Genomic DNA, 21,229 nt, shown 5'->3' with positions numbered 1-21,229 from the left:
AAGCTCAGCTTCTACAAAGTTCCAACCTATATAGTTTTTATATAAAAATATTTTTTTATTTGAAATATTTTTTTTACTATTGACTTAACAATATAATAAATGTAAAATTATTTCATAATAGTTTAATAAATTTTAAAGGAGTGAAATGTGAATAATAGAATACCTAACGACTCAATCACAGCAGCAGCAACGTTATCTCATTTTGGTAATAACGAAGTAAGTTTAGTATTAGACAGAAATTTAGAAACAGTTTACGCTTCAAACGGAAGCTACCCCAATGGTTCTTATGCTGATATTTATTTTAAACTACCTACTCATCGAGTAATTGAAAAAATAGACTTCTACACAAGCAACCTAAGAGGTTGGGGGCTTATCCAAAGTTATGAAATTTTATATAAAAATAATATCTCTACAGCAGATTGGGTTTCTATATATAGATCTTCTAGTTGGGAAACTAGTGAAGGACTTAGAACTGCAGAATTTAGTCCAACTTTTGCAAATGAATTTTGTATTCGTATCCATGGAAGTAACGGAAGATTTGTTACAATGAATGAAATAAATTTTTATTTTAGTTTAAGTCAAGAGATGAATATGCTTACTTTTTTCGATGAAATCAATGGCAATTTTATACTTTCAGACTTTTTAACTTTAGAAATAATTGACGAAGTTCATAACGATGTCAAAATTTATCCAGAGCTATACAAAGTAAGTGGAATAGTTAAATACTTATACCTATCTAAGATGGATACTATAAAATATAAAGATGTACAACTTTTAAAAAATACAGTTGATACCAATGAGTTTTGTAGTACTTTAAAAATTTCTAAAACAGAGAAATTGAACTCTTTAGGAATGTTCATTAATAATAGTAGAAATGTAATACTAATTTCTAGTTCTAATTGTGAAATCACTTATTTTCAAGATCAAAGTAACTTTCAATATAATGGCACTATAAAATTAAATAAAGGAATAAATAAAGTCTTTATTCCAGACTCAGGAGAACTTTTTTTAATCGGGGATTTAAATGAAAATATATATATAAGAGGTTATGGTTTTGATGAGTCAAGCGTTTTCAAAATGGGCGAAAGTCAGTTTACACAATTTTTAAACCTTCAAAGCAACAGAAAAAATATGTTTATAGAGGGAAAAAACTTCATTGCTAATATAGAAATCAAGTGGATAAAAGACAATTTTGATGAACATCGTTTTTTAGATTCTATAATTACTATAGATGCCTACTATGATTTTTTATACACAATTTTAGATATGCCTTTGTATTTTGAAAAAAATATAATTAAAAGAGTTTTATGGCAAGGTAATACCAATGAGAATGTTGAAAGAAAAACAACTGAAATGGGAAGTATTTTAAACTTCGGAGGAGATGCTAATTTATTCTTCAAAAATGGAATACATAGTTTTGCAACTCCTTTAATTTGTAGATTAACTTCTGACGAGATGGTTTCTAGCGAGTTTTTTCCTAGAGAGCTAGAAGATCTTCTAAAACTTGGTTTTTTTAAAACGTTTGAGTTTAAATACAATAAAGTTTTAGCTTTAACGGGAGACGAGAAAAAAGATATTTTTATAAAAACAATGTTATACTCAAATTCAGATAGATTTATGACTAGACTTTTCAGAAAATACTATACTTATGAACTTTCTGAAAATGAAAATCCTATTGATAAATTAACTCTTTGGACAACTGAATTAACTTTCAGAAATATTGGGGCTATTTTTACTGAGAAAGGATATAATATATCTCAAAATATTTTAGATAAATGTAATACATATCCTAATCTATTTTTAAATCTTGATGATATTACTTTCCAAAATCACAAAGATTTCTTTAGAAGAGAAAAAGAGTTATTTAATCAAGATTATTTAAATAAAATACAACAGGAGGAAAGAAGATAGATATGAATTTAAAAGAATTTGTTCCTGAATTAATTTTTATTAGAAATGGGAACGCCCCTAGTTCAAAAACTTTCACTTTAAAACTTAATGATTATTCAGTAATAACTAATCTAATTTTAGAAAGTCAAAACAATCTATTTCCTTCAACTTTAAATATAGAGTTTAAAGATTTTCTAGATAACACTGTAAACTTACATGCTCGAGAAGTTTCAAATGAGGGAAATATTCAAAGATGGGAATTAGATCCTGTTCTAACTGGAGAGATTAAAGTTTTAATAGAGGACGATGAAGCCTCTATTATAAATGTAACTCCTATCATTGTAAATGGAAAAAAATATTATAAAAACGAAGATGTTGATACAAGAATCAAATCTGAAGAAGTAACTATTATTACTGAAAATCAAAATAAGGAATGTTATTTCACATTACAAGAATCAAGAATTATCGATAGAATACAATTTGCTCCTAATGGTGATTTCGAATTATTTTATTCATCAGGGGATGATCAAAATTTTGTAAAAATAACTACAGAAAGAGATGAAAGTAGTGGTACTTATAAGTTTTTACCTGTTATGATGAAAAGAATATATATAAAAAGTAATAATTCTCTAACTATAAATTTCTTAGAAAATACAAACATCTTTATCTTCAACTATATATCATATGAAATAGACTCTCTTTTTACAGACAATACTTTTTCTGCTTTAAAAGATGAAGTCACTTATAATGACATTAAAGATATTAACACTAGAGTTCACTCTACTGAAGAGTACATTTCAAAGTTAAATCTAGCAAAAAAACTACTAACTGGAAAAGAGGATGGTAAAACTATGATATATAGAAACGAACAATTTGAAATGTGGAAAGAGTTTTTTCTAAACGATAACTTATCTCATGGATATATTGAAATTGAGTATGCAGATAACTATGGAAATATTTTTACAAAAGTTCCTCTATCAATCGATGGAAATAAAATTACATTTAAACCATTTTTTGCAAAAGATATCACTTTTAAAATATATGGTGCGAGCCAAGAAAACCTTATCATAACTGGAACTCCTTTTAAAGAGGATTATTATTCTGAAATTGATGAAGATACTATAATAGATAAGTCAACTATCACAGCTACATCTGGATGTGGTCACTACGCACATCTAGTTGCCCAAAGAGCAGTTGATGGAGATGAATCTACTCAGTTTCATAGTAATCCATTCACATCAATTGGATATGGAGATGTGTATTTCTCTTTTAGTCAAGAAAAGGTTATTGACAGAGTTCATGTATTAACAAGACCTAACTCTTTAGGAAGAATACAAAACTATACTTTATTTTACAAGGAAAGTTCAGAAGATGAATGGATGGAAGTGGCTCAATGTTTAATGGATGGTATATCTGGCAACTGGAGAAACGTTCATTTTAAACCTGTATTGGCAAAAGAACTTTGTGTTAGAGTTACAAAAGGGAATGAAGACCATGTTTTAATCTATGAAACTGAGTTTTTCAAATATAATCGTCTTTATGATATTTTAATGGAGTGTTTTACAGATGAAAGTAAAACAGCATTGGTAGATAAAGTAGATTTAAGCTATCTAAAATACTTAAGAACACTTTTAGCAGAAACTGTAGAATATAACAATATTTATAAAGAGATTGAAAATCTTTATTTAGAAAGTATTGAACCAAATATTTTTAAAGCTACTAATTTAACAACTTTTTCTGTTATTACTGGCTTACAATTCTCTGCTTTAGAAAATATTTTAAGAGCTGATGTAAGATATTTTGACAAGAATAAAAAAGAGTTCCGATTAAAAAATATCGAAATAAACAATTTAGAAGAAAATAAAAAAATTATTAATTTTACTGAAACTTATACAGATAATTTCGAACTTCTAATCTATGGAACATATGAAATTTATGGTGTTGAAGCTATCAGTGAAAATATTGAAAAGTACTCATTTAATACAGATGTTGATATAACTTATAACAATGAAAACTTTACAATTGATTACTATGCTATTGATGATGTTATCTATAACATTATAAAACTTTCTGAAAAGAAATTAATATCAAAATTCGCAACAACTTTTGAAGATAGATTCTCAATTTATTGTGAAAATTCTCTAACAAAGGACAGATACCTTTACAATGAAAATAATCAATTTAACTCTAAAATTGATCCTATGTTCGTTTCAGAACTTTTTATAAAAACTGCAACTCGTAGAATAAAAAAAGAGGAACTAAAAATATTTATTCATAACTTTTTAGAGGATGATATAAATAATCTTTTTACTGATGAAACTTATACTTCTTTAAAAACTGAAATAACATTTGAAAATATATTAGAACTCGAAAAAAGAGTTTTAATAACAAAAGATTATATGAATAAAATTCAATTAGCTAAGGATTTATTTAAAGAAAAAGTTGCCTACCAAGATATTAACTACACTAATAATGATTTAAGAGTTATAAACCATATTACTCTTAAATTAAAAAACAACCTTAATACTTTATATGGAGTTGAATTAAATTATATTGATAGTTTAGGAAATGATAGATCTTTAAAAACTATAAAATATACTTCTAAAGAAAATGAATTAGATTTAACTTTTGATCCTATATACACAAAAGATTTTACAATTAGAGTTTTCTTAGAGGAAATAGAAAAATGGAAGCCTCATTATCTTGAAATTATTCCTTGTATTCAAAGTAATTACTATGTTACAAATGATATTTTTACTGAAATTCCTCAAAATACAATTAAAGGTTTATCTAGATGTGGTTCTCATAAACCTATTGAAAATGCTCTTGATGGAAATTTAGAAACTAACTTCTATAGTACTAGTATTGGAGATATTGAATTTGTCTTTGAAAACCCTAAAGTGGTTGATCAATTTAGATATATTTGTAAATCTATAAATGGTAATATTAAAAAAGGAGAAATCTATTATAAAGAATCTGAAAATGATCAGTGGAGATTTGCTACAACTTTCTCTATTAGTAATTCAGCTAATAGTAATATAAAAATTCTAGAAATTCCTCCTGTTTTAGCTAAAGAAATTATGATAAGAACTCTAGAGTCAAGTAGTAATTCTGTATCACTTTATGAAGTTAACTTTAAAATTTATAATCCAATTCACTCAAGAATAAAAGATATATTCAATAACGACTTTACAAAAGTTAAACCTGGAATTGGAATTAAAGATATTGAAGAGATAGAAAAATATGTAACCGAAGATAAAGAGTTAATTGTAGCTTTAGAACTAGCAAAAATTTTCATAAACAACAATGGAAATAACCCTTTTTATATTCTTTCAATTAAACCTTTAGAAAAAAACACAAGTTTTTATTTTGGTAAAATAAATGCAAATAGTACTGGTAATCTTTATATTACTCCTCACTATTTAAAACCTAACCAAGATTATATATTTGTATTTAATAGAGCTATAAGTGGAACTTTAACTACTTTTGTAGGAAAACCAAATGCTAATTGTAACTTTAACTTTAAACCTGGAATAAATATTATAAATCCTGGTGAACAACAAGGACAACTTTTCTTGCAAGGATCTAGAGAAACTGAGATTAGAATGTATACCTTAAGTGAATTAGACAATGGATTAGTTTATCGTTATGGTTATGATTCTTATAAAGAATTTTATCAAAAATCTAAAATAGAAAGTGTTATGTCTGAAAATCACAATTGTAACCTAGCTTATATTGAAGGAGTTAATACAATAGCTGCCTTTGATATCGATTGGTTAAAGAGTAATATAAAACCTGAAGAGTTTTTAGAAGTTTTAAAAACTAGAGATGAGTACGTTGACTTTTTATATAATTTAGTTGGAGCTAATAAAGCTTTTGATGAACCTATTCCGTATAAAAGAATTATGTGGACAGGATTAAATTCAGATAACCCTCATGCTGGAGTTGGTACTGGAAATGGATATACAGCTTACAGTGGAAATCCATTAGCTTTCAATCATTTAACAAAGGAAAGATATGCACATCATTGGGTTGTTGGACATGAAGTTGGACATGAACTTGATAATAATGGCTATTTAATGGGAATATTTGGTGAAGTATTTAATAACTGGTTCGCTGAATCTGGTCTGTTAGAATATAAGCATGGTGGTGGATGGTCAAATGATAATATCATTACAAATGAAGCTATCTCTATCTATGATGCTGATTTTTGGGGAAAGCTTGCTTTCTGGTTTAAAATGAGATATTTCTATAATGACAGAGAGTTTATAATAAAAATGAATGAATATATGCAGGCAAATCCTACAACTTCAAGTGAAGATGCTGCTTCTAAACTTGCTATGTTCACTTCAGATATATTAAATAGAGATACTAGTGACTATTTCTTACGTCATAGTTTCCCTATATCTCAAGAAGCTATTGATGTTTGTAAAACATATCCACCTTTTGCTATTCCTATTTGGCAAATAAACTGGACTAACAAAGATGAGTTTATAGCGGAAGAAAATAGATTATTTTTAGAAAAGCTTACAACTAAATAAATTTTTATATATTTTAAAAGAGCTGTGGGGCGATATTTCTTCACAGTTCTTTTTCAATATTAGTATAATTTTTTGAAACAATTTAATTTATTTGTATTTTTTTATTGACACACTTTAAGTTACGTGATATACTTATTAAGTAAAGGTAACGCGGGATAGAGCAGTTGGCAGCTCGTCGGGCTCATAACCCGAAGGTCGTTGGTTCGAATCCAGCTCCCGCCACCAAATTATATTAAATACGCTTCTAGCTGTCGGTTTTGGCAGTTTTTTTATTTTTTGTAACTTAATTAAATTATAATTAATCCAATGAAAAAACAAAAGGTGCAGTTCAAAACTAAATGAACTTGCACCTTTTTAACTTTTTTAATTTTTATGAGAATTGAGCATCACATAATCCACAACCTGAGCAAACATGCCCATTATAAGAGAATGCAATTTTCTGTGCTTTTTGTTTTTTTCTCAATTCTGCCACATGTCCCTCTCCTTCTCCATTAACATGATACTTCAGCATTTCAACTAAATTATCCATGCATGAAGACAATCCTTTTATCGGAGCACCTGAACATGGATTATCATCTAAAAGAGCGATAACTTTATCTACTTCCATTCCAGGTAATAATTTAGATATTGCATTTAAGTTTCCTGGGCATCCTTTCACTGCAGAAAACGACACTATTTTTCCATCTTTTACCTCTACAGTCATCTCTTTAGAGCAAGCTCCATAGGGTACCTCTGTAAATTTAACATCTTTTTTCACTTCCCCATTAGCAAAGGTACTTACCATTAAAACTCCAGCTAATAAAAATAAATTTCTTTTCATAATTTCCCCCCTTGTATTTTTGTATTATTAATATAGCTATATAACTCATTATTTTTAATATGTCAAATAAAAAATTATTGTTTTTCCTTAATTTGTAATACAATATCTATATAACCTCTCTATATCATCTACATAGCTTTATATATCATTTTTTTCTCTTCTTAACTCTAATTAGATTAATTTCAAACGAACGCCTTAAATCTCATTTAATAGCGGCATTTTTTTGTACTTTTGTTTTTAAAATAGTAACTTCATATTTCTATACCTTTTTTTTAGTATTTTTTTATATAAATCCCATATTTTAAGTATATTCATCTAAATTTAACCTCTTTCTTCTTAATTTTGACTAAAAAAAATTGCAGATTTTACTCTGCAATTTCACTATTTTACAACTATTCTTCCCTCTAATTTAGGGTTTAATACCTTTATTTTTTTCACATAATCAATAAAAATATCTGAATCAATATTTTTCTCTGAATCTATCTCTACTGTCCCCACAGTATTTTTTAACATTTGGAATCCATCTCCTCCATTTTTTATATACAAAGGAAGAGCAACTGTATAAATAGTTTCTAATTCAATAGGTTTATTATTTACAGTGACATTACTTACTCTTGATCCCACTTCATCTTTTGGATTATAACTATATTCCATCCCTGCGACTTGTAAAAATCTTCCAGCTTTTTTATCTACACTACTAACTCCATGCTCTAATGCTTCTACTATAGTTTTTCCACTATATTTAAAAGCACCAACTTTATTTGAGAATGGAAGAATTGATATTGCATCTCTTAATCTAAAATCTCCCGATTCTATATTTGCTCTAATTCCTCCACCATTCATAAATGCAATCTCTGTATTAAAGTGATTTTTATAAGCATCTGCTATTAGATTTCCTATATTACTCTCCTCATATCTAGCGTGATGATTCTCTCCAAATCCTGAATCTAGTTTTACATTGTTTTTTGCAATAACGGTTCCTAAGTCTCTATCTAATTTTTCTTTATAGAATTCTTCTAATTTTAACATCTCTTTATCTGAAGGAACAGAGCTATCAACTGGTAAAAATTCTAAACTTTGTTTTATTTTTCCATCTTTATTTTTAAATATATCAATTTTTACAATAGACCCCATATTTCCTTGTGGAGAAACAATTGGTTTTTCTCCCACATAAGTTACAAAATTATATTTCTCAGATTTTTCTTCTGCTAATACAGCATTTATTTCTGGATATTTTTCTAAAATTTCTATATTAAGCTCAGGTTCTGCTTGAGTTAAAAGAACTATAAAATCAACTTTTTCTTTTTTTAATTTTTCTAAATTTTCTCCAATACTTTTTATTATATCCTCTTGATAAATTTCAGTTGTTTGAATTGTTGTCTCCATTCCATCAGTAGTTCCTAAAAAACCAACCTTAAAATCTCCTATCTTTTTTATAATATATTCTTTAGAATTATTAAAAGGCTTTCCAGAACTCTCTTTTAAGTTAGTGCTTATCCATTGAAACTTAGATTTGTTAACTAAGTTTCTAGCTTCAGTTACTCCGAAATCAAACTCGTGTTGTCCAAAATTTGAAATATCTATAGGCATTTTATTAAAAGCTTCAATCATTGGAAATCCATGATAAACAGCTCCAAATAAAACTCCTCCTCCTAAATCTCCACCTTGAAGTACTACAGTATTTTTATTTTCTTTTTTTATAGAGTCAACTATAGTTTTAGCTCTAGCAACTCCTCCTCTTTCACCATGCTTATCTACAACTGGATAAATCACATGAGAGTCATTAAAATATAGTAGTGTAGCCTTTTCTTGAGCAGCAACCAATGACGAAATAAGTAAAAAACTAAGTAATAATTTTTTCAAAATACACCCTCCAATAAAATAATTAAATTTAAATCTGAAGTATTATATCATATATACCAACTATAAAGCAAAAAGCTGTAGATTTCTCCACAGCTTTAACTATTAACTATTATGCCTTCGTTATCTATATTCTCTTTAAAATCCTGATTGCTTATAGATATATAATTTACAACATCTACAGTATATATTATACTACTCTCCTCAAAATAATCTCTTATTTTATACATAATTTTATCTACATCACCTTTTATTGCAATATCTATATCTGAAACTTTATTATAATCTCCTCTTGCTCTAGATCCAAATATTACAATCTCATCTATCTCAGGAAATAGATAATATAAAACTTTTATCTCATCTAACTCTCTTTCCTTCAAACCAAACTTCATTTAAAAGTTCATCTCCTTTAAATAGTAAAATAACAACTCTAATTCTTTAAAATATTTTTTTGTTATTCTTAAATATATATCATCTGCCATTGATTGACTATAAATATGTGATGTTAAATTTCTATCATCTATCATCTCTATCCAAATCTCACCATTTTTTATAATTCCAGCTTTATATGCTTCTCTTACAACACTTTTTGGTGTATTCACACAATCTATTCCTTCATTCATTAAATATGTTTTTAATATCTTCCAAGATAACTCTAACGTGAATTCAAATCTTTGAATTACCCCATCCTTTAATGTTGACAATTCTATTTTTTTACTATCTTTTATGGCTTCATCTAATCTTGAAACAGCGTTCTCTAAATCTTTAATTTTTTCACTCCATCTCTTTCCCATAAAAATATCACCCTATTCTAACTTTTTTATATATTGTATCACATCTATCTAGCTTAAGCAAAAAAGCTGTAGATTTCTCCACAGCTTTTTGCTTAATTAATTCTCTTTAAATCTAATCTTTTTTAAAAATAATCCTAAAATTACTCCTGATACAATAATAAATACTATAATTAAGATAAATTTTATTCTACTATTTTCATTTACTACTAGAATTGCAGGTATTCCACCTGGACCTATTCCCATCGATTTAACTCTATAAATACCACACAAATATCCGCCTAAAGAAGATAAAATAATAGCTAATACAAATCTCCTATTTTCTTTTAAATTTATTCCATACATAGCTGGCTCTGTTATCCCTATATATGCTAACCCTGCTGCTTTCCACTCTCTAAATGAACTCCCTAAAGCTACTGCTCCTTGAGCTATATTTGAAACTACCACCATTGGCCAGAAAAATGTTCCAACTCCTGATAAAATAAGTTGTAGGTCTAAAAAAAGTAATATATGATGAAGTCCATATTTTACACTTAAAGCATAGACTCCCCCAAAAATTCCTGCTAAAATAGGGTAATATTTCCAATCAAAAACTGTCTCCATCCAATTTATAAACACTAGTAATACTATTTCTCCTAAATTCTTTAAGAAAAAACTAACTATAATATAACCTATTAAAATAGAAAGTGAAGGGGCTAAAAGTATCTTAAATGGATCTTTTATATGTTTTTCTAAAATATCATTTAATTTTTTCAGAAAATAAAAAGCTGGTAATACCACTAATAAATTATCTCCCAAATCTAAATTTATCATTAAAAAGCCAAAAGCTATTCCTACTATAGGTGCTTTTCCAAAATATGTAAACAGTGAATATCCCAATACAGCTGGAAAATATCTCAGTAAAACTTCATATAATTCTTTTATACCTCTAAACTCTTTTAAAAATGGTATTTTTAGAAAAATAAGTAACATCCCTGTCATAAGAATCCATGAAATCATCGGTAGAAAAATTTCAGAAAAAAAAGACAGTCTATTTTTTTTCGCTTCATCTTTTTCTCCTATAAAAGTTAAAATCTCTTTGAAAATCTCTTTGACTTTAACACCTATTACAATTTGAATATTTTCACCATTTACAACTATACCCTTACAAAAATGATTATTTTCTAATCCCTCTTTATTCAATAAAGTTGAATCATTTAATTGAGCTCTCAATCTAGTCATACAATGATTTATGCTTTTTATATTCTCTTTTCCACCTAACATTTCCACCAATTTTTTTGTATTTTCTTTCACTTCTCTCTCCTAATTAAAAGCTATATTGTAATCCTAACATCATCAATGTTATATCCACTTTTTCATTTGATCTTTTCTTATCCTCTCTTTTATAACTTGCTTCTCCTACCATTGTTAAAGATTCTGTTAACTTTTTATTTCCTGATATTCCAAATTTTGTATTACTATTTCTATCTCCTACATTATTACTATATGGTCCTATCTCTCCCCATAGCGAAAGACCTAAATCTAGACTTTGAAAGTTTCTCCAAATATATGGTTTGAAAAATCTTTCTCTCTCTGTAAATCTCTCATTTGATGTCTGTCCCCACTTTAAAAAATAGTTCATTCCCATTCCTAAATTATCAGTAAATCTATAAGAAAATCCTGGTTCTATCTCAACAAACTCATAGTCATCATAGCCACCCTTAAACTCTCTTCCTACTAAAGTATAAAAGTTCATAGCTAATTTATCATTGATCATGTGAAAAATTGAAACTTTAGGTTTTACTGCATCTCTGTTATCAATACTTTCAGATGTATAAATCAGTTCAAAAGCTGTCATTCCTTTATCATTTTCAAAGTTATATTGATATCTTGGTGCAATCTCTATAATCGTATTTTGTGGACTTCCACTTCTATCCCACATTTTAGATTTAAAATATTGCTCTTTAGCAATATGATAAAACAATGACCAGCTATCATAATCTTCATGTTTTAAAATTCCCTCAGCAAAAACAAACTTTACTTTTCCTTCATTTATATCTTTAGATAACTCTTCAACTTCCACTTTTGTTCCAATAAAACCAGTTAATTTTAGCTCTTTTTTAGCTTTCTCCTCTTTTAAAGCCTTTAACTCATTTTCAAGTTCAAAGAATCTCAATTGATTTTCATTATAATACTCTATTCCGCTAGCTCCTCCGTCAGTATTCTCATTTTTAAGTATTTCAACCTTTGGATCTAACTCTTGTCCTAACGTATTTTTTCCTAACGCTGCTAAGCATAATACCATTAACGAAACCGAATATAATTTTCTCATTTTCTTCCCCTTTATTAAATTCTTTTTATAATGTCATCTAAGTTTATTTCATAAATTCCTTTAAATATAAAATCTGCCTTTCCTAATATTTCTTCTGGTCCTAATCCAATAGCTTTCATTCCTGCTAATTTTGCTGCAGCTACCCCTGCTTCAGCATCCTCTAGAACAATGCACTCTTTTGCTGTACACCCTATACTTCCAGCTGCATGAATAAATACATCTGGAGCTGGCTTACTATTTTCAACTGAGTTTCCATCAGATATATTGTCAAATAATCCTTTTGCTTCTAAGTTAGTAAGAACTAAATCTGCATTTTTACTAGCTGATGCTACCGATGTTTTAAATCCTTTCTCTCTTAGCTCTATTAAAAATTCTTTAACTCCTGGCAATAAATCAGCTGGAGTAATTTTTTGAAGCATTTGAACATAGTTCACATTTTTTAAATTTGCCAGTCTATCTTTTTCTTCAAGCTCTAATTTCACATCATTGTGATCTAATATTATTTGAAGGGAATCTAATCTAGAAACCCCTCTCAATTTTTCATTTAATTCTCTATCAAAATTCCAGCCATTATCATCTGATAATTTTTTCCAAGCTAAGTAATGGTACTCTGCTGTGTCTGTTATAACTCCATCTAAATCAAATATAAAACCTCTTATATTCATGTCTCTCTCCTAGTATTTAATCTCTATTTTTTTATCTAAAACATACTCTTTTCCAAACACTGTAAATTTAACTTCAGTTCTATTTTTAGAATTTCTAATTACAATCAGCGTATTTTTTGTAACTTCAACTGTTAAATTAACTCCATGCCAATTTAATGGAAACTTTACCTCGTTCCAATTCTCAGGCAACTTTGGATCAATTCTTAAATCTCCACCTAACATTCTAACTCCAGCAAATCCATTTACAATACATTGCCAAATTCCTCCTAAAGATGCCGCATGAACCCCATGATCTGAAGTTTTCATATTTGGTCCTAAATCTATTTCAGAAGCTCTTCTAAATAAATCATATGCCATCTCTTTATCGTTCATATCACTAGCTAAAACACAGTGTGTTGATAAACTAAGAGATGAATCATGTAAAGTTTTTGGCTCATAATAATTCCAGTTTGCTCTTTTTATATCTGTTGAGAATCTATTTTCTAATAGATAAAATAGCACCATAATATCAGCTTGTTTTGAAACTTGAATCTCATTAACTTGATCTAAACTATAGTCTTTAAACATAGATCCCACATGATCTTGATTTTTATATTTTGTTAAATCTATAATTTCCTTACTTAAATATGTATCATCTTGAGGAATAACTCCATCAATCTCTCTTGGTTGTGGAAGGTATATTTTTGTAACTTTATCCATCCAGATATTTAAATTTAAATCTAAATTTAATTTTTCATTTAATCTGTTAAATAGTTCTGGTTTTTCATTTTTTAGCTTTTCATAGTATTCTATTGCTAAATTTAAGTTCCAATTTGCCATATAGTTTGTAAAAGCATTATTATTTACATGCTCTTTATATTCATCTGGTCCTATTACATTATTAATGTGATATTCTTTTTTCTCTTCATTCCACTCTAATCTACTAGCCCAGAAAATTGCAGTATCAAATAGAATTTCAAATCCATAGTTTTCCATAAACTCTTCATCCTTAGTTACCATATAATATTGCCATAATGCATAAGCTACATCACAAGTTATATGTTGCTCTATAAATCCAGACCATATCTTTGTAGCTTTTCCTGTTACAATATCTACAGCTCCCCAAACAGGTGTAACCTCTCCATCATCTTTCCATGCTGATTCCCAAGGGAACATAGCTCCTGAATATCCATTATCCTCAGCTTTTTTTCTTGCTCCTCCTAAAGTTTCAAATCTATATTTTGCCAATGATTTTGCAACTTCTGGCATTGTATAAGTGAAAAATGGCATAATAAATAACTCTGTATCCCAAAACGAGTGCCCTTTATATCCTTCACCAGAAAGACCTTTTGCTCCAACTCCCATTCTAGAGTCATGAGATGGTGTCATAACAATTAAATGATACTGAGCAAATCTTATTGCAAGTTGATCAAATTCCTCTTTAGATGAAATTTTGATATCTATCTCTTGCCATTTTTTATCCCACTCTTTAGCACTTTCATTCAATAAAGTTTGGAATCCAATCTTCGATAAATTCTCCAATTGATTTAATGAAAAAGTTCTAATATTCTTTAACTCTTTTCCAGCATGTGCTAAGTCTCTTGTTGTATTAACGGTACAAAGCTTTTCAAATGTTAATTTCTCTCCCTTTTTTAAATCTACCTTATATTCTACAGATACTTTTCTTCTATCCATATTTAAGTCTGGAGCTATTTCAACTTCTACACCATCTTTTTTTAATGCATGAGTTGTCATTTGAACAAAATCAATTTTCATTGTTGTTGTTGTTGAAATCATCTCAATAAATTTTTTATTATATATTCTTTTTTCACCCTCATGAAAATGTTGAGCACCACTATTAGTAACCTGCCCATCTATTCCTGAGCTTATAACAACAGCTGAGTCCATATTTAATGGTGTTATTTCCACTTCCATTGCCATTAAATTTAACTCTTTTAAAGATACAAATCTTCTTGAAATAAAGTGATACTCTTTTCCTTTAAATGTCCAATTAAACTCTCTTGTTATAACTCCCGTTTTTAAGTTTAAATCTCTAGAATAATTTTTTAATTCTCCTTTTTCTAAATCTAATCTTTCTCCATCTAAAGTTATATTTAGTTTTGTAAAATCAGGTATATTTGGTAACTCTGTTACTTCATTTTCATCAAATTTATTAAAAGTTCCACTTACAAAATGATCTCTAGTTTCATTTAAATAAACCTCTTCTGTTGCACTTCTAACTCCCATATAACCATTCCCTAGGCACATTATAGCTTCGCATTTTCCTAAGTTATTAGAATTAAATTCATTTTCAGATACAATCCAGTTTTTTAATTCTCCTGTACCCTTTGTGTAATTCATCAAAACAATCACTCCCTCGTTTTAGTTAAACGTTTAATATATATTTTAAAATTTAAAGGAGATCTCTCTCCTATTGCTTACTCTTTTGAACCTGAATTAGCTATTCCAGCTATAAAATGCTTTTGAAATATTATAAATATAAGTATTGCTGGAATTGAAAGTAGCATTACCCCTGCTAAAACTTGATCCCAGAACTGGAAATACTGCCCATAAAAGGAGTTTAATCCAACCGGTAATGTATACATACTTTGTTTTCTTCCAATTAACGTTGGCCATAAGAAGCTATTCCAATTTCCTGTAAAACTAAGTATAAATTGTGTTGATAAAGCTGACTTTGAAACTGGTAATATTATTCTAAAAAATATTCCAAATCTACTTAATCCATCAATATATCCTGCCTCTTCTAAATCTTTTGGAATTCCCATAAAAAACTGTCTCATTAAAAATATATTAAAGAAATTAAACATAAAAGGGATTGTTAGTCCCAAATATGAGTTTATCCATCCAAAGTGAACTAGTATAATATAAGTTGGAACCATTACTACCTGTCCTGGTATCATCATCATACCTAAAATTCCTATAAATATACCTTTTTTTCCTGGAAACTCTATCCTTGCCAAGGCATATCCAGCCATAGAGTTAAATATTATATTTCCTAAAGTTACTAAACTCGCAACTATAACACTGTTAAAAAGCCATGTTACAAATGGGAAATTTTTAAATATATAAATATAATTTTTAAATGATAAATCTCCCCAAGGTATCGTAAACATATTTACTTCCGTTGTAGGTTTTAAAGATGTTATAAAACTCCAAATAAACGGAAATATTGATATAGCTCCATAAAACATAACAATGGATACTAAGATTATTTTTAAAACTTTTTTCAATATCTTTTTCATATATTAATCACTTTCCTTAAAAATTAGCTTCTGAATCATAGTTAAAGTAAAAATTATTCCAAATAATATAAAGGCTATTGCTGATGCATATCCCATTCTAAAATCACGGAAACCTGCATTGAATAAATAAAGCACAACTGTTGTTGTAGAATCCAATGGTCCTCCTGTTCCTCCTGATATAACATAAGCTTGATCGAAAACTTGTAGTGTTCCTATGAAAGATACTACTAAGTTAAAGAAAAGTACATGTTTTAACTGAGGTAAAGTTATGTATAAAAACTGTTCCCACTTTGGGGCTCCATCAATATCTGCAGCTTCATATAAAGAGGGTGATATTCCTTGAAGACCTGCTAAAAATATAACCATATATATACCCACAGAAGACCATATAGCTAAAGACATCATAGAGGGTAATGCAAAAGCTGGGCTATTAAACCAACCTATTGGAGCTATTCCAAAAATTCCTAAAAATTTATTTAATAATCCATCTGTTTTATAAAGGAAAAGAAACATTATTGAAACTGCAACTGCTGATGTTACTGTAGGTATATAATAAATCGTTCTTAAAAGTCCTTTATTTCTTATTTTTGAATTACATATAACTGCTAGTCCTAAAGCTATTATCAACTGAGATGGTACAACTCCCAAAGCATAAGTAACTGTATTTTTTAAAGATTTAAAAAATATCTCATCATTTAAAGCATCTCTATAATTTTTCAAACCTATCCAAGGAGCTTCTATCATTGTGTAACTATCCAGTAATGAATATTCTTTAAAAGATAACATCAAAGACATTCCTGCTGGTATTACAAAGAATATTATTGCCAAAATAAAAACTGGCAATATGAACAACCATCCATAAACCTTATCATATTTTTTACCGACCATTATAAATTATCTCTCCTTATTTTGCTTTTTCTGCATAGGTATTTAAAATCTCTTGAACATCTACATTGTACTTGCCATTTACATAATCTATGTATATGATTTCATTGGCTTTTCCAAGTTGTTGAGCCACTTTTAATCCTGTTTTTCCAAAATTAAATGGTCTTCCAAACTCTGCCATTTCAATCATAGCTTTTTTAGTTGGATGAACCTCTACAAATTTATCATTTAAAGATTTTCTTGTGGGAAGGCCTAATCCTGTTTCTATCATTAACATTTGAGGCTCTACACTTGTCATATATTTAATAAACTCTGCTGCTTCTTTAGGATGCTTAGTGTTCCTTCCCATTGAATAACAAACTGTAAAAAGCATAGTCGCTTCTTTTTCTCCTTTTGGTAATTTTGCTAATTCATAATTTAAATTTGGTGCGGCACTTGATAAATAAGGTACTAACCACCCTCCTTCTATTACCATTGCTACCTTTTCTCTTGCAAAGGCATCTCCATTCCATCCTTCTCCCATAGCTCTTGGTTCTCTCACATAGTTTTCTTTCACTAAATTATAAAAATATTTCAATCCCTCAACAGCTTCGTCTAAATTAAATATAACTTCATTCTTTTCATTATCATATACATCTCCACCATTTTGTAAAATAAACGTTGCTAATCTTTCTCCATTTGATACAGAAGACATTGGATACATAAAGTTTTCCCCCAACTTTCCACTTTCTCCAGCCTCTTTTAATTTTTCAAAAGTTACAGACCACTCTTTCCAAGTAACTGGAACTTTTTCAATCCCTGCCTCTTGAAACATATCTTTATTATAAGCTAAGATAAGTGGATTATAATCTTTTGGTAAACCATAAACCTTTCCATTTTGCGAAAATCCTTCTAGAAGATTAGAATTAAAATCTTTTAAATCTTCTTTATCTAAATATTCATCTAAAGGTAAAATCGCTTGTTTATCTATATACATTGGAGCAACAGCTGAGTCTATATAAAATACATCTGCCTCTATTCTAGCTGCTATATTTGTTTGGAGTGCTTGATTATAATCCCCTGTAACTACTTCTTTAGTTACTTTTATATTAGGATACTTTTTTTCAAATAAAGCTATTTGTCTTTCTACTAGAGCTGTTTCCTCTGGAGAACTTCCCCATACAGCAACTGATAAATTAATCTTTTGATTTTTTTCATTTTTTCCACATCCAAAAAAAATCATGGCTATGAACAACATAAAAATATTTTTGAAACTCATAATACCCTCCCACTTTTGAAACTCTTTTTCTGATAAAACCTTCTCTAACTAAATCAAGTTAAACGTTTAATTTGTTTTATATTTTTTTAGGGATTACAGTTTTTTAACTGAATCCCTTTTTATTAACTTTGGTTCTATTTTAATATTTTTTCCATACTCATTTTCTATTATCATTCTTAACATTTTTTTTGCAATTTCTTTTTTACTATGAGCTATTGTTGTTAGTCCTGGTTTCAATATCTCACCTACAGGAATATCATCAAATCCTATTAACGATATTTCATCTGGGACCTTTATATTATTTTCATTAAAATATTCTAAAGCCCCCAAAGCCATTAAATCACTAAAAGCAAATAGTGCTGTTACCCCTTTTTTATATAAAACTTTTGCTCCTTTATAACCACTTTCTTTTGAAAAATCTCCCTCATAAATCTCAATCTCTTTACCTATCATTTGATTTGTAAAAGTATATAATCTTTCTATTGAAACTTGAGCTTTAAAATGTCCTGTTATAACACCAACTTTTTCATGATTCATCTCTTTTAAATAATCTGTTACTTTTTTAACACCAAGTTCATTATCTGTTTTTACAGAGTTTACATCTCCACCAATATTGGTGTCAAATACTACCACCGGAAACTCTTTATTTTCTTTTAAATCTTTTATTTGAGGATCATCTAATTTTATTCCTAAAATTATAGCACCTGTCACATTCTCTGATCGACATAAATCTATATAGTTTTTTTGTTCATCTGTATCTTCCACAGAAAATACTAAGATATTATAATCAATTTTATGAGATTCATTTATTAAATACCTAAAAATTTCATTATCTAAAAAAGAGAATCTTATATCTTCAATTTTTCTACTTAAAATAAAAAGAGCTATTTTATTTGTACGATTTTGAACTAGATTTTTAGCTATAAGATTCGGTGTATATCCCATACCTTTAGCAGCTATTTTAACCCTTTCTCTTAACTCTTCACTTACACCAGAAAGATTATTAAGAGCTTTGGAAACTGCTGCTGTAGATATATTTAGTTCCTTCGCTATATCTTTTATTGTTACTCTCAACTTTCCTCCTATGTTAATCGTTTAATCTGTTCCAATACTAACATCTTTTGTTTGGAAAGTCAACTGTTTTAAAAAATTATTTTTTTATATCCTCAATAGTTATTGATCTTATATTTGTAGCTCTTCCCTCTTTTGGTAAATCTATTTTTCCTTCATTTATAAGTTCAACTGCAATAGCTTGATTTTTATCTCCTGGCAAACCTATTATTTCCCAGTTATTATCTGGTAAGCCATCAATTACCTTTTTCTCTTGAACATATTTCATAGATAATTGTTGGATAGTACCCTCTGTTTTTCCATAAGCAGTTTTAGAATCCCATAAAATAGGTATATTTCTATTTTCAAATATTCCACCTTTTTTAGCTAACATATCAAATCTATATGAATTCATTCCAACTTTAACTTTCATATCATCTGTTATTAGAGTTCCATCCATAAGTTTTAAATCTTTTATTCTATTACCTTTTTCCTCTCTTAAATCTATTTTATATTGTGCTCCACCAAATTGATCATACAAGCTATATTTAAAAGATCTTTTATCTAAATCAAAACTTATTGTTAAATCTCCAGGTTTTAAAGTATTAAAATACTCAGCTGACCACTCCATATAGTTCTTTAAATCTTTTCCTGTAAATTCATATACAGTTATCTCGCCACCAGTGTAACCATAGTTATAAGCAATATCTTTTTTCTTTACCTCTCCTGCATCCCATTTAGAGTCATCTCTATCTAAAGAAAGTGCAACAACTTGAGCATCACTATAATTTAACATAACATTATGTAAAAATGTAGCAAGCCCCGTGTCCTCCACATAAATACTTGGAATTCCTTTAACCTTATCCTTTGGTACAAGAGGATTAGTTGCTTTTCCTATAACTATGTTGGCTTCCTCTCTTAACTTTTCATGATAAGGAGCATATATCTTATCTACTCTTTCACTATTTTCAACACCTTTTAAAGATACAGTTTTAGCTTCTTTTGAAACAAGCTTTGATTTTTTATTTGTATCAAACTTTAAATCAACTATCGATAAATCTTGTCCATATTTATAAGGAGCTGTAATCACTACACCATTTTCAATTACACTTGAAACCTCTTTATGTGCATGTCCTGATAAAATAATATCTATTTCTGGAATTGCATTTGCTATATCCTTTACTCCACTTCCAGGAACACCATTCTCATTATCATACCCCATATGAGCTACTAAAACTATGGCGTCTACTTTTCCTTTTAGTTTTTCAACCTGTGCTTTTATAGATGGAATTGAGTCCATCACTTCTAAATCTTTTACATTCCCTGTATCTGCTTCAAACTTTGTAATAAGAGGAGTTGTTAGACCAATGAATCCGATTTTAATGCCATCTTTTTCCATTATTGTAGATCCTTCTAAAAACTCTTTTCCATCTTTTTTATAAAAAAGATTAGAAGCTAAAGATTTGCCTTTAAAATCTTGTGTATACTTTGAAAGAACATCTAATCCAAAGTTAAACTCATGATTTCCTGGAACAAATACATCATACTCTATTACATTCATAACTTTTGCTACTGGATTTGGGAAAACTTTGGAAAACTTTTCAACAGAGTTATCTTGAATTGCATCACCAACATCAACTAAAATAACATTGTTACTCTTTTTCTTTTCTTTTGACACATATGTATCTATTTGACTGAAACTTCCAGAAACATATGAATCTCCTGAATATTCCCAAGGAATAATTCTTCCGTGTACATCTGAGCTAGATATTATTTTTATATCCACCTCTTTAGCTAATAAAAACGACGTTGTTAAAGTTCCTATTAGCATTACATTTTTTAATCTCATTTAATCTCCTCCTGATTTTGTATTATACAGATTAACACTATTCTAATTCTTTTTTTGATTAGTAGCA

General features: G+C 28.5%; 15 protein-coding genes and 1 tRNA gene. 3 read left to right on the top strand and 13 right to left on the bottom strand.

The window, feature by feature from the left end:
* Nucleotides 1-147: 147 nt before the first annotated feature.
* The 3 genes from MKD34_RS09990 to MKD34_RS09980 all read left to right on the top strand — a co-directional run bounded on the left by MKD34_RS09990 (nt 148) and on the right by MKD34_RS09980 (nt 6,656).
* Nucleotides 148-1,911, top strand: a complete 1,764-nt coding sequence (locus tag MKD34_RS09990; RefSeq protein WP_240221282.1) for a hypothetical protein — start codon at nt 148-150, stop codon at nt 1,909-1,911.
* 2 nt (nt 1,912-1,913) lie between these two features.
* Nucleotides 1,914-6,431, top strand: coding sequence for a discoidin domain-containing protein (locus MKD34_RS09985; protein ID WP_240221281.1), 4,518 nt, complete (start codon nt 1,914-1,916; stop codon nt 6,429-6,431).
* Between the two features lie 149 nt (nt 6,432-6,580).
* Nucleotides 6,581-6,656: transfer RNA gene (locus MKD34_RS09980), tRNA-Met, on the top strand.
* 145 nt (nt 6,657-6,801) lie between these two features.
* Here the strand turns inward: MKD34_RS09980 and MKD34_RS09975 are convergent.
* The 13 genes from MKD34_RS09975 to MKD34_RS09915 form a co-directional block, all read right to left on the bottom strand.
* Nucleotides 6,802-7,251, bottom strand: a complete 450-nt coding sequence (locus MKD34_RS09975; RefSeq protein WP_240221279.1) for a TSCPD domain-containing protein — start codon at nt 7,249-7,251, stop codon at nt 6,802-6,804.
* 381 nt (nt 7,252-7,632) lie between these two features.
* Nucleotides 7,633-9,114 (bottom strand): bifunctional metallophosphatase/5'-nucleotidase, encoded by a 1,482-nt coding sequence (locus MKD34_RS09970; RefSeq protein WP_240221277.1) that lies wholly within the window; start codon nt 9,112-9,114, stop codon nt 7,633-7,635.
* Between the two features lie 95 nt (nt 9,115-9,209).
* Entirely contained in the window at nt 9,210-9,503 is a 294-nt protein-coding gene (locus MKD34_RS09965) for a nucleotidyltransferase family protein (RefSeq protein WP_240221275.1), read from the bottom strand.
* The gene (locus tag MKD34_RS09960; RefSeq protein WP_240221274.1) at nt 9,504-9,905 is read right to left on the bottom strand and encodes a nucleotidyltransferase substrate binding protein; all 402 of its coding nucleotides are present in this window, start codon (nt 9,903-9,905) and stop codon (nt 9,504-9,506) included. It lies immediately after the preceding gene.
* A gap of 96 nt (nt 9,906-10,001) precedes the next feature.
* The gene (locus MKD34_RS09955; protein WP_240221272.1) at nt 10,002-11,195 is read right to left on the bottom strand and encodes a PTS transporter subunit EIIB; all 1,194 of its coding nucleotides are present in this window, start codon (nt 11,193-11,195) and stop codon (nt 10,002-10,004) included.
* Between the two features lie 13 nt (nt 11,196-11,208).
* On the bottom strand, nt 11,209-12,213 hold the full coding sequence (locus tag MKD34_RS09950) for an OmpG family monomeric porin (RefSeq protein WP_240221270.1): 1,005 nt from the start codon (nt 12,211-12,213) through the stop codon (nt 11,209-11,211).
* 14 nt (nt 12,214-12,227) lie between these two features.
* Nucleotides 12,228-12,878: a beta-phosphoglucomutase gene (pgmB, locus tag MKD34_RS09945; RefSeq protein ID WP_240221268.1), complete on the bottom strand. Its 651-nt coding sequence runs from the start codon at nt 12,876-12,878 to the stop codon at nt 12,228-12,230.
* A gap of 9 nt (nt 12,879-12,887) precedes the next feature.
* The gene (locus tag MKD34_RS09940; RefSeq protein WP_240221266.1) at nt 12,888-15,218 is read right to left on the bottom strand and encodes a glycoside hydrolase family 65 protein; all 2,331 of its coding nucleotides are present in this window, start codon (nt 15,216-15,218) and stop codon (nt 12,888-12,890) included.
* Between the two features lie 77 nt (nt 15,219-15,295).
* Nucleotides 15,296-16,108, bottom strand: coding sequence for a carbohydrate ABC transporter permease (locus MKD34_RS09935; protein ID WP_240221619.1), 813 nt, complete (start codon nt 16,106-16,108; stop codon nt 15,296-15,298).
* A gap of 15 nt (nt 16,109-16,123) precedes the next feature.
* Nucleotides 16,124-17,008, bottom strand: a complete 885-nt coding sequence (locus MKD34_RS09930; RefSeq protein WP_240221264.1) for a carbohydrate ABC transporter permease — start codon at nt 17,006-17,008, stop codon at nt 16,124-16,126.
* Nucleotides 17,009-17,024: 16 nt separating this feature from the next.
* Nucleotides 17,025-18,263: an ABC transporter substrate-binding protein gene (locus MKD34_RS09925; protein WP_240221262.1), complete on the bottom strand. Its 1,239-nt coding sequence runs from the start codon at nt 18,261-18,263 to the stop codon at nt 17,025-17,027.
* Nucleotides 18,264-18,356: 93 nt separating this feature from the next.
* A complete protein-coding gene (locus MKD34_RS09920; protein ID WP_240221260.1) occupies nt 18,357-19,337 on the bottom strand; it encodes a LacI family DNA-binding transcriptional regulator in 981 nt (326 codons plus the stop codon).
* Nucleotides 19,338-19,413: 76 nt separating this feature from the next.
* Nucleotides 19,414-21,162, bottom strand: a complete 1,749-nt coding sequence (locus MKD34_RS09915) for a bifunctional metallophosphatase/5'-nucleotidase (protein WP_240221253.1) — start codon at nt 21,160-21,162, stop codon at nt 19,414-19,416.
* Between the last annotated feature and the right edge of the window lie 67 nt (nt 21,163-21,229).

Source organism: Cetobacterium somerae, from assembly GCF_022430525.1.
Lineage (GTDB): Bacteria > Fusobacteriota > Fusobacteriia > Fusobacteriales > Fusobacteriaceae > Cetobacterium_A.
The sequence above is the reverse complement of the archived record's forward strand: the minus strand, read 5'-3'. Positions and strand labels throughout refer to the sequence as shown.

Coding starts and splice junctions, on each gene's coding strand:
- MKD34_RS09985 (WP_240221281.1), top strand. CDS start 1,914: ATGAATTTAAAAGAATTTGTTCCTGAATTAATTTTTATTAGAAATGGG.
- MKD34_RS09975 (WP_240221279.1), bottom strand. CDS start 7,251: ATGAAAAGAAATTTATTTTTATTAGCTGGAGTTTTAATGGTAAGTACC.
- MKD34_RS09965 (WP_240221275.1), bottom strand. CDS start 9,503: ATGAAGTTTGGTTTGAAGGAAAGAGAGTTAGATGAGATAAAAGTTTTA.
- MKD34_RS09960 (WP_240221274.1), bottom strand. CDS start 9,905: ATGGGAAAGAGATGGAGTGAAAAAATTAAAGATTTAGAGAACGCTGTT.
- MKD34_RS09950 (WP_240221270.1), bottom strand. CDS start 12,213: ATGAGAAAATTATATTCGGTTTCGTTAATGGTATTATGCTTAGCAGCG.
- pgmB (WP_240221268.1), bottom strand. CDS start 12,878: ATGAATATAAGAGGTTTTATATTTGATTTAGATGGAGTTATAACAGAC.
- MKD34_RS09940 (WP_240221266.1), bottom strand. CDS start 15,218: ATGAATTACACAAAGGGTACAGGAGAATTAAAAAACTGGATTGTATCT.
- MKD34_RS09930 (WP_240221264.1), bottom strand. CDS start 17,008: ATGGTCGGTAAAAAATATGATAAGGTTTATGGATGGTTGTTCATATTG.
- MKD34_RS09925 (WP_240221262.1), bottom strand. CDS start 18,263: ATGAGTTTCAAAAATATTTTTATGTTGTTCATAGCCATGATTTTTTTT.
- MKD34_RS09915 (WP_240221253.1), bottom strand. CDS start 21,162: ATGAGATTAAAAAATGTAATGCTAATAGGAACTTTAACAACGTCGTTT.